This is a genomic window from Kitasatospora sp. NPDC093806 (assembly GCF_040683335.1).
In the GTDB taxonomy this organism is placed as follows: domain Bacteria; phylum Actinomycetota; class Actinomycetes; order Streptomycetales; family Streptomycetaceae; genus Kitasatospora.
The window spans coordinates 18,294-27,794 of sequence record NZ_JBFBDO010000106.1; the positions used below are offsets into that span (position 1 = coordinate 18,294).

The window sequence follows — 9,501 nt, forward strand, 5'->3', positions numbered from 1 at the left end:
CCCGACCGGCCCAGCCGCCCGCGGCGCGGTCACGCCCGCGATGCTGCCGGACACGCGTCGCAGTCACGCCCGCGATGCTGCCACGCCGGCCGGTGCGGGTCGAGAGGGTCTCAGCGGCGCTTCTCGGCCAACCACGGCCAGTCCGCGTTCCGCCCGGCCTCCAGGATCGGGACCAGCCGGAAGGCGGCGTCGGTCAGCCCGCCGAAGGTGTGCCGGTTCGGCCCGCCCGGCGCGTGGCCGGGCGCGTAGCCGGCCAGGTTCCAGGTGTAGACCGGCACGTGCGCCGGGACGGCCTGCAGCGGGTCGCCGCCCCGGGAGCCCGGACCGGTCTGCTCGTCGGTGACGATCACCACCCGGTCGTGGCCCCGGTAGTTGGTCTGCACGGCCTTCGCGGTGTCGGTGCCGCCGAGGTTGCCGAACCGGTCCAGCACCCGCAGCAGCGGCTCGCCCTTGCCGACCGGGACGACCCGGCTGCCCCAGCCGAACTCGACCAGGTCGGCGTCGGCGGCGCGGACTTTCAGCGCGGTGCCGAAGATCGCGGCCGAGTCGGCCCGGTTGAGCTTGGTCCGCTCGCTCGGCCGGTCGAACATCGAGCCGGACCGGTCGACCAGGACCAGCGTCCGGCCGGGCAGCGCGGGCACGTTGGCGAGCGAGTGGGAGAGCGCGGTCTCCAGCGCGTGCCCCCAGCGCAGCGACGGCGCGTGCCGGTAGGCGGCCAGGTAGCGGAACGGGAACTGGCGGGAACGGCGCACCTCGCCCCGGTCGGAGATCCGCCGGGCCACCGCCGCCGCGACCTCGTCCGGGACCTCGGCCTGGTCGAAGTTGCGCAGGTTGCGGACCAGCGCCATCGGGCCCATCGACGGGATGACCGCCGACCAGACGGCCGCGTCCAGCGGCCCCTGCAGCCAGCCGGCCAGCGCCTCCCAGGTGATCCCGGCGGCGGCCAGCCGCTCGGCGCCGTCCGGGCCGGTCACCACGGCCCGGCGCCGCTCGACGGGGAGCGCGAGCAGCTCGCGGTTGGCGGTGAGCAGCGGGAGCGCGGCGGGCGGGACGGCCTCGTCGGGACGGTGCCGGCGGTCCAGCGCGTAGCGGAACAGCTCGCCCTGCCACGGCTTGTCCGGATCCGGCGACGGGTGGGTCAGCTCCAGCACGTCGCCGAAGCGGTAGCCCTTGGTCGCGGTGTCGTACTTGAGCAGCGCCCGCGCGTCGTAGAGCCGGCGGACGGCGTCCGCGACACCGCGCTTGACCGGCTTCGGCAGTGCGCGGCCGTAGTGCGACGTCCAGTAGGCGAGCAGTTCGCCGGGCTCGTCGGCGCGGCGCAGCACCGCGTCGACGGCCTGCCGGGAGTAGCCGGGCGTGCCGGCGTCCAGCCGGGCCCGGGTGAACTCGGCGGCGCCGACCAGCGCGGCGGTGCGCAGCTGGGCCTCGTGGCGCAGCCAGCGCAGCAGGCCGAGGGTCCACTCGGGGTCGCTCACGGCGAGTTCGCGCACCAGCGCGGTGTAGCGGTCGTCGCGGTCGCGGCCCGACTCGTGGAAGGTGCCCTGGCCGACCATGTTGGCGACGGCGAGCAGGAAGAGCTCCGACTTCGGGGTGCGGAGGAATCCGTCGCCGCCGTTGTGGTTGACGGTCCGCTGCCCGGTCGTCGTCACGGGTGAGGTCGGAGTCGGCTTGCTCTTGCGGACGTTGAAGCGGGACACGGTGGAACCCCCCTGCCGGGCGTGGAATCGGAGGGAGGCATGCCGAAGGAGAGGGCGCCTCCCGAGATCGGGGCGGCGGCGGTTTTTCGCGGATTTGAACCGCGGCGTCCGAGGACGCCCTACCAAGAAGTAACCGCTGCCATCGCACCGGGAGGTGCGGATATCGCTATTGGTTCACGAATGGGTGTCCAGAGATCGATGACGGCTGAGGTGACATAGCTGCTCTACCGACTGAGCTACACCGGCCCGGAAAAGCCGATGGCGGGACTCGAACCCGCGACCCGCCCATTAGAAGTGGAAGTAACCTCTGCCTGCGCACCTGGACGAGAGAAACCATAGCCAGGCCTCTCCCGTCCGTGCACCCGAATTACCGCCCGCCCGAATTGCCGGGCGCCCCCGACTCCGGGCGCTCCCCAACTCCGGGTGCCCGAACTCCGGGTGCCCCGGATCGCCGGGCGCTCCGCCTCCTTCGGCTACGCCGGGGCGACGATGACGGCGCGGGCGCGTTCGGCCAGCTCGCGGACCCGGCGCTCGCCCTGGAACGGCTCCAGCCGGCGCAGCATCTCCACCACGTACTCGCGGCTGCGCTGCGAGGAGATCCGGCCGGCCACCTCGACGGCGCGTTCGCCGGCCGCGACCGCCGCGTCCAGGTTGCCCGCCTCGGCCTCGGCCATCGCGGAGACCACCAGCCGCAGGCCGTGCGAGCGGACGAAGCCCTCGGTGGGCCGGGCCAGCGCCTCGCGGGTGAACTGGCGGACCTTGGACGGCACCCCGAGGTCGCGGAAGCACTCGGCGGCGTCGGCGGCGAGCCGGTCGTAGGCGTAGAAGTCGATCCACGCCGGATCGGGATCCCCGGCGCGGGCCCGTTCGAGTGCGCTCTCCGCCGCCCCGAGCGCCGTCGCGCACGCCGCCGCGTTCCGGGCCTTGGCCTGGGCCCGGGCCTCGACGAGGTGGAAGAAGCTCATCGTGCGGGCGGTGGCCAGACCGCGGTTGCGTTCCAGCGCGGCCTGGGCGAGGTCGACGGCCTCCTCGGCGAAGCCCCGGTAGCCGGCCTGCAGGCTCATCGAGGCCAGCACGTAGCCGCCGAGCGGGACGTCCGCCGCCGCCCGGGCCAGCCGCAGGGCCTGGATGTAGTAGCGCTGGGCGGCCTCGTGCTGACCGGTGTCGAAGGCCATCCACCCGGCCAGCCTGGTGAGTTCGGCGGTCGCGCCGAACAGCGCCCGGCCCACCGCGTCGCTGTACGAGGCGAGCAGCAGCGGCGCCGCCTCGACCCGCAGGCACTCCGGCACCATCGACGAACGCCAGTCCCCGCCGCCGTACTTGGAGTCCCAGCGGCGGGCCTCCTGGGCGGCCTCGCGGAGCTTGGCGGCGTCGGAGTGGCCGACCCGGTACGAGCCCGCCTCGGCGGGGGCGCGCGGCAGCTCGCGGGCCACCGAGCCGTCGGCCGGGGTGATCAGCCAGCGCGAGACCGGGGTCGCGTACGCCGAGACCGAGAAGGTGCCGGCCAGGCTGTCGCTCCAGCGGCCGCCGCCGGGGCCGCGCCGCAGGTCGAGGTCGACCCGCCAGAGGTCGGTGGCGGAGCGGACCGCCTCGGAGACCTCGCGCGGGAAGGCCAGGCCGAGTTCGGGCGCCGGGTCGGTGTCGCCGAGGCCGATCTCCTCCAGTGGGACCGGCCGGCCGAGCTTGCCGCCGATCGCGGTGGCGATCAGGTGCGGGACGGGGCCCTGCGGCACCATGCCCTTGCTGACCCAGCGGGCGACCGAGGTCTTGTCGTAGCGGAGCGTCAACCCGCGTTGGGCGCCAAGGTCGTTGACACGGCGGGCCAGGCCGGCGTTGCTGATCTGGGCCAGGGTCAGGAGCGTGCCGAGCCGTTCGTTCGGTCCTCGTGGGCTGACGGTCATGGGGGCGGCGGCACCTCCTGCGGCCTTGTGCGCGGGGCCCGGGCGACGCCGGGTCGAAGCTGCTGTACCTAGAGTAGTCGGACGCGTTCCGAGGGTTAAGAGGCCGCATTCCGGATGGCGGGATACCGCACCCGGGCATCCGCGGCCGGCGGTCCGGTCACTTGGTCCGGACCACCCGGATCCGGCCGTCCGGGGGTGCTCCGGATGCGCGCCGGAGGGTCGTGCTCCGGTCCCGTGTCGATGTGCGCCCGGCCGTGCCCCCTGGCCCGACCGGCTGGTCGGCGATTCGCTGGTGGTCGTGGGTCGGCCCGCCGTCGAGGACCCGGCGGGCCGGGGGATGCCACCGCCTACATCCCCGCGGGCGGTGGCGACGTCCGGGAGGGCATGCGGATGCCCTCCCGGGCAGAGCGACGCCTTTCGGCCATCTCGCGATGGCCATGACAAGGCGACGTGAGGGGCGGTCCGGGCCGAGGAGGGGGAGGCCCGGGCCGCCTCGCGGGGGCGCTCGTACGGGCGCTCGTACGGGCGTTCGCGCCGTGACGGGGTCGCCCGGCGAGTCACCGCCCGTCGGCGGACCGGAAACGACAACTCCGGTCACCGGACGCGCAAGCGGTGGCACCATGTCTTCTGACGGCGCGCCGGATCACGGTGGGCGCCCGCCCGGCGGCGCACGCGTCCGCCCGGTGCGGACGTGTCGCCCGGTGCGGACGCGTCGTGCGGTGCGGACGGGTCGTGCGGTGCGGTTCGTCGTGCGACGCGGATCGCGGATCGTCGCGCGGCACGCGTGGCCGCGTGACGTGAGCGGTCGCGTGGTGCAGGTCGTCGCGTGGTGCAGGTCCTCGTGCGGTGGAGGCGCGATGCGGTGGCTGACGGGCTGGTGCACGGGCGTGCCCCGACCGGGCGCGCCGGCGCACGAGCCCCCCGGCGCGGTGGCGCCGATCGCCGCGCGCCCCCTGTGGACCGGCCCCGACCCGCTCTGGGCGGTGGGCGACTGGCGCCCCGAGGAGATCCGCCTGGTCACCCTCCGGCCCGGCGCCCCCGCCGTGGTCACCACCGGCCCCACCGCCCCGGACCAGGTCGAAGCCACCCCCGCCACCACCCGCCTCGCCGTCCTCGGGCACTGCGGCGCCACCGACGCCGAACTCGCCGCCGGTCTGGCTGCCGCCCGCGGCGGCGCCGTCCGCCACCTCACCACCTGGCCCGGCAGCTACACCGTGGTGCTGCGCAGCGGCACCCGCTCCACCGTCCTGCTCACCGACCTGGCCGGCGCCCAGCCCGTCTTCCACACCCCGTGGGCCGGCGGCACCGCGTACGCCACCGCCGCCCTGCCGCTCGCCGACCTGGTCGGCGCGCCCCTGGACACCGGCCACCTCGCCGCCCGGCTGGCCTGCCCCGAGGCACCGGAGGCGCTCGGCACCGGCACGCCCTACCTCGGGGTGCGGCGGGTGCCGCCGGGCCACGCGCTGGCCGTCCGCGACGGGGTCCCGTACCTCTCCGGGTACGACGAGCCGGGCACCGACGGGGCGCGGCCGCGCGGCGAGGCGGCCGCCGTCCGGGAACTCACCCGGGCGCTGCTGGAGTCGGTCCGCTTCCGGGTGCGCACCAGCCCGGCCGGGGCGCCGGGGCGGGCCCGGCTCGGCGTCGACCTCTCGTACGGGACGGCCTCCGCCACCGTCGCCCTGCTCGCCGCCGCGGTGCCGCCGGCCGTCGTGGCGCCCGCCGTGCTGTCGACGGTCGCCGTCCCGCGCCAGGTGGGACCGCCGGCCGCCGAATCCGACCGGGGGGACGAACCGGCGGACGGCCCGGCGGACGACCGGGCGACCGCCCGCACCGGGGCGGTCAAGGGCTCCTGGGCCCGCCCGGCCGCCCGGCCGCGGTCCGGCCCCGAACCGGTCGCCGCCGTCACCTTCGGCGAGGCCCCCGGTCCCGACTCCGCTGCCGACCCCGGCCCCGACTCCTCCTCCTCCTCCGTCCCCGGCCCGGGTGCCCCGGTGCTCGCCCCGGACACCCCGCGACTGCGCCGCACCGTGCTCGTCCCGGGCCCGGACACCCTCCCGTACGCGGACCTGCGCGCCGACCCGACGGACGGACGGCTCACCGACGAGCCCGGACCGGAACTGGTCACCGCCGCCCGCGCCGGGGCCCGGTTCGACGCGGGCGGCACCGACCACCTCACCGGCTACGGCGCCCGGCAGGTCCTGGACGGGCACCCGGCCCGGCTCGCCGACCTGGTCCGGGCCGGCCGGTCACGCGAACTCCTCTCCCCGGTGGCCGCGTTGGCCGGTGCCGACCGGGCGGCCGCCGGCGTCCTGACCGGTGCGCTGCGGACCCCGCTCACCGTGGTCCGCGCCGCCCACCGGCTCGCCCGGATCCGGTACGCGGACGCGCTCGACGACGTGGCCGTGCGACTGACCCTGCGCCGGACCCCCGACGGCGGCGGCACGGCGGGCGCCCGCTCGGCCGACGACCTCGCCTGGCTGGTCCCGGGCCCGGCCGCCCGCTGGCTCTCCGACGAGGCGCTCTCCGCCGTCGCGCTGCGGCTCCGCCTGGCGGCGCGCGAACCGGCGCCCGGCGAACACCCGGGCGCGCACCGGGCCCGGCACGCCCTCCACCGGCACGCGCGCGGATTCCGCACGCTGGTGCACGCCACCGAACAGCCCGGCCAACGACTGCACGCGCCCTTCCTCGACAACCAGGTGGTGCGGGCGGCCCGGCTGCTCCCGGACGAGGTCCGGCTCCAGCCCGGCGCCCGGCCGGCGCTGCTGCACGCCGTCCTCGCCGGCGCCGGACGCACCGACCTCCCGGCCGACTGGGGGCGCGGCCCCCGCCCGGACCGCACCGCCGCCACCCGGGCGGGCCTGCGGCTCGCCGCCGACGGACTGGCCGAACTCTTCGACGCGCCCTTGCTCGCGGAGGCCGGCCTGATCGACCTCCCGGCCGTCCGCGCCGCCCTCACCCGTGCCGCCGACCCGGCCTCGCCCCTCCCGCCCGCCGCCCTCCCGGGCCTCGCCGACCTGGTCGCCACCGAACTCTGGCTCCGCCGCATCCGCGCCCGCCGCCACGGCGCCTGCTGGACCGGCCTCCCCCACCCCACCCACCCCGCCCTCACCCGCCCCCACTTCGCCTGACCACCCCGGAGGCCCGGCCGTCCCCGGCCCCCGCCCCTGGCCGCCCCTTCCCACCCAGGAATATGCAGACCGGTCTACATACTCCACCCACCCTTCACGCCCTCCCGGATTAGGAAGTCGGCCCGTCCGACTTCCTGTGCGCGCCCGCCGTTCCCCGGCGCCTCGCCGTCCCCGAATATGTAGACCGGTCTACCGAAACAGGAGAAAAATCAGTGGACCGGTCTACATATTCGCCTCCAAGCCCGGCCCCGCGCGTCCGGCGCGGCTGGGCCGTTCGGTGGCACGGGGCGGCAATCATGGCGGAGCGTCAGTCCTGCCCGTCCCCCCCTCGCCGCCCCCTTGCTCCCCTAGCCCCCACGGAGGCCCTGGTGACCAGCGCCAGCCCGGACCCGTCCGTCCCCGTCGTGCTGTCGGTGCTCGGCCGCCCGCCCACGGGCCGCCCGCCGGGGGTGCTGGCGGCGTGCGACGGTTCGGACGGCTCGCTCTGGGCGCTGGACCGGGCGATGACCGAGGCCGAGGTGTTCGGCCTGCCCCTGTACGTGCTCGCCGTCGTCAATCCGGCGCCTACCGGCTACCCGCCCGGTATGGCCGAGCTGGTCCAGGAGAGCGTGGAGACCCTGGTCGAGTCGATGGCGGACGGCCTGCGCCGCTCGGTCGCCGCCGTCCAGCAGGCCCGCCCCCACCCGTACACCGGCGAACTGTCGCTCCACGTGGTGCTCGGCAACGTGATCGAGGTCCTGCTCGCGGCCTCGGCCCGCCAGCACACGGTGGTGGCCGGCACCCGGGGCAACGGCGGCTTCACCCGCCTCCTGCTGGGTTCGGTGAGCGGCGCCCTGGTCCACCACGCGGCCTGCCCGGTCCTGGTGGTCCCCGCCCCACCCGAGGCCTGAACCCCACACCCCCACCAAGCCCACCAAACCCACAAAACCCACCAAACCCACCAAGGGCCGAACCCCGCGCGCCCCCCGCCCGAGGCCCGCGCGCCCCCCGCCCGAACCCCGCGTGCCCCCCGCCCGAGGCCCGCGTCACACCGCCCGACCTGCGGGGAATGCCCCGAGATGGTTCACCGTTCACCTATCTCGGACCGCATCCCTCCCCACCCCTGGAGCCCCCGTCATGAAGGTCGAGATCTACTCCGACATCGCCTGCCCCTGGTGCTACATCGGCAAGCGTCGCTTCGAGCAGGCACTCGAAGGCTTCGCCGGCAAGGAGGACGTCGAGGTGGTCTACCGGCCGTACCAGCTGGTGCCGGACGCGCCCGCGACGGCGAGCCCGCACCGCGCGTGGCTGGCCGAGCGCTACGGCCCGCAGTCCGTCGCGATGGACGCCCGGGTGGCCGAACTGGGCCTCGCCGAGGGCATCACCTACGACTTCGACTCGGCCCTGCACGCCAACACCTTCCTCGGCCACCGTCTGCTGCACCTCGCCGAGACGGAGTACGGCGCGGCCGCCCAGGGCCGGCTCAAGGAGGCGCTGCTCAAGGCGCACTTCACCGACGGCGTGGACGTCGGCGACCGTGCCGCGCTCACCGACGTCGCGGTCGAGGCGGGCCTGGACCGCGACCGGGTGACCGCCTACCTCGCGGGCGAGGAGGGCGCCGCCGAGGTCCGCGCGCAGCTGGCCGAGGCCCGCGAACTGGGCATCTCCGCCGTGCCGACCTTCGTCTTCGAGGGCAAGTGGGCGGTCCAGGGCGGCCAGGAGGCGGAGACCTTCCGCCGGGTGCTGGACCAGGTCGCCGGCGAGCTCGGCGAGCGCCGCCCCGCGCCGGTGCCGGTCGCCCCGGCCGGCGAGGCCTGCGCGGACGGCTCCTGCGCCATCTGACCCGCACCACCCGCCCCGGGAAGCCCACAACCCACGGAGACTCCCCGGGACACCGCCACGCCCCCCAGGGCGCGGTCACGCCCCCCGGGACGCGGTCACGCCCCTGGGCACCGCCACGCTCCCCCGAGGCCCGCTTCGCCCGTGCGCTCAGCCGCACCTGAAGCGGGCCTCGGCCCAGTCCGCCATGTTCAGCGACGACCAGATGCCGTTCGCCGGCTGCACCACCAGCCGGATCGACTTCTGCCCGGCCAGCGACACGTGCACCGGCACCGCCGCGTCCCCCGCCCGCAGCGCGGGCGAGGTCCACAGCGTGCGCCCGTCGCCGCCCTGCACCGAGAAGACCACCCCGCCGATGGAGACGGTCAGGTCGTCCATCCCCGCCACCGCGTCGAAGGACGTGCAGCTGCGGTTGAGGTCGATCAGCGTGGTGGCCGGCGCGTGCACGCTGATGCCGTGCGCGTGGTCGGCACCGTCGATGGAGACCGCGTCACGCTGCCAGAACCAGTCGCTGCCCTTCTGCCGGATGCTCGGCCCCGGCGGCGGGACCCGGTTGTTGCCGGGCTTCAGGACCGGCAGGTCGTCGGCCCAGAAGTCGGTCGGCTGGGGCACCGGGGGCGTTGGCGAGAGGGTCGGCGGCACGCTCGGCGTGACGGTGGGCGTGGGGACGACCGGCACCTCGGGCGTCGGCAGCACCGGCACCTCCGGCGTGGGCAGCGGCGGCAGCTCGGGCGTCGGCACGACCGGCGTCGGCACCGGCGGCCGGGTCGGCGGCGGCGTCGACGCGGACTTGGACGGCGCGGGCGTCGGCGAGGCCGCCGGCGTGGTGGCCGCGGCCGGACCGGGCGCGGCGGTCGACGGCGCCGGCTTCGGGGCCAGGAGCGGGACTGCGAGGCGTACGCCAACCGGCTCGGCGCGTACGCGCGCGGCTCGTTGCGCAAGCGGGCCTCGGCGGAG

General features: G+C 76.3%; 6 protein-coding genes. 3 read left to right on the forward strand and 3 right to left on the reverse strand.

What is annotated here, in order from left to right; all coding sequences use genetic code 11:
• Nucleotides 1–110: 110 nt before the first annotated feature.
• A complete protein-coding gene (locus AB0N76_RS32575) occupies nt 111–1,697 on the reverse strand; it encodes a TROVE domain-containing protein (RefSeq protein WP_363563358.1) in 1,587 nt (528 codons plus the stop codon).
• A 473-nt stretch (nt 1,698–2,170) separates the two neighbouring features.
• The gene (locus AB0N76_RS32580; protein ID WP_363563360.1) at nt 2,171–3,598 is read right to left on the reverse strand and encodes an MFS transporter; all 1,428 of its coding nucleotides are present in this window, start codon (nt 3,596–3,598) and stop codon (nt 2,171–2,173) included.
• A gap of 857 nt (nt 3,599–4,455) precedes the next feature.
• Between AB0N76_RS32580 and AB0N76_RS32585 the strand changes: the two genes are divergently transcribed.
• The 3 genes from AB0N76_RS32585 to AB0N76_RS32595 all read left to right on the forward strand — a co-directional run bounded on the left by AB0N76_RS32585 (nt 4,456) and on the right by AB0N76_RS32595 (nt 8,547).
• Nucleotides 4,456–6,726, forward strand: a complete 2,271-nt coding sequence (locus tag AB0N76_RS32585) for an asparagine synthase-related protein (protein WP_363563362.1) — start codon at nt 4,456–4,458, stop codon at nt 6,724–6,726.
• A gap of 368 nt (nt 6,727–7,094) precedes the next feature.
• Nucleotides 7,095–7,616, forward strand: coding sequence for a universal stress protein (locus AB0N76_RS32590; RefSeq protein WP_363563364.1), 522 nt, complete (start codon nt 7,095–7,097; stop codon nt 7,614–7,616).
• 226 nt (nt 7,617–7,842) lie between these two features.
• Nucleotides 7,843–8,547, forward strand: coding sequence for a DsbA family oxidoreductase (locus AB0N76_RS32595; protein ID WP_363563366.1), 705 nt, complete (start codon nt 7,843–7,845; stop codon nt 8,545–8,547).
• A gap of 147 nt (nt 8,548–8,694) precedes the next feature.
• Here the strand turns inward: AB0N76_RS32595 and AB0N76_RS32600 are convergent.
• Nucleotides 8,695–9,501: NPCBM/NEW2 domain-containing protein (locus AB0N76_RS32600; RefSeq protein WP_363563368.1), on the reverse strand; the 807-nt coding region annotated here is incomplete at its 5' end.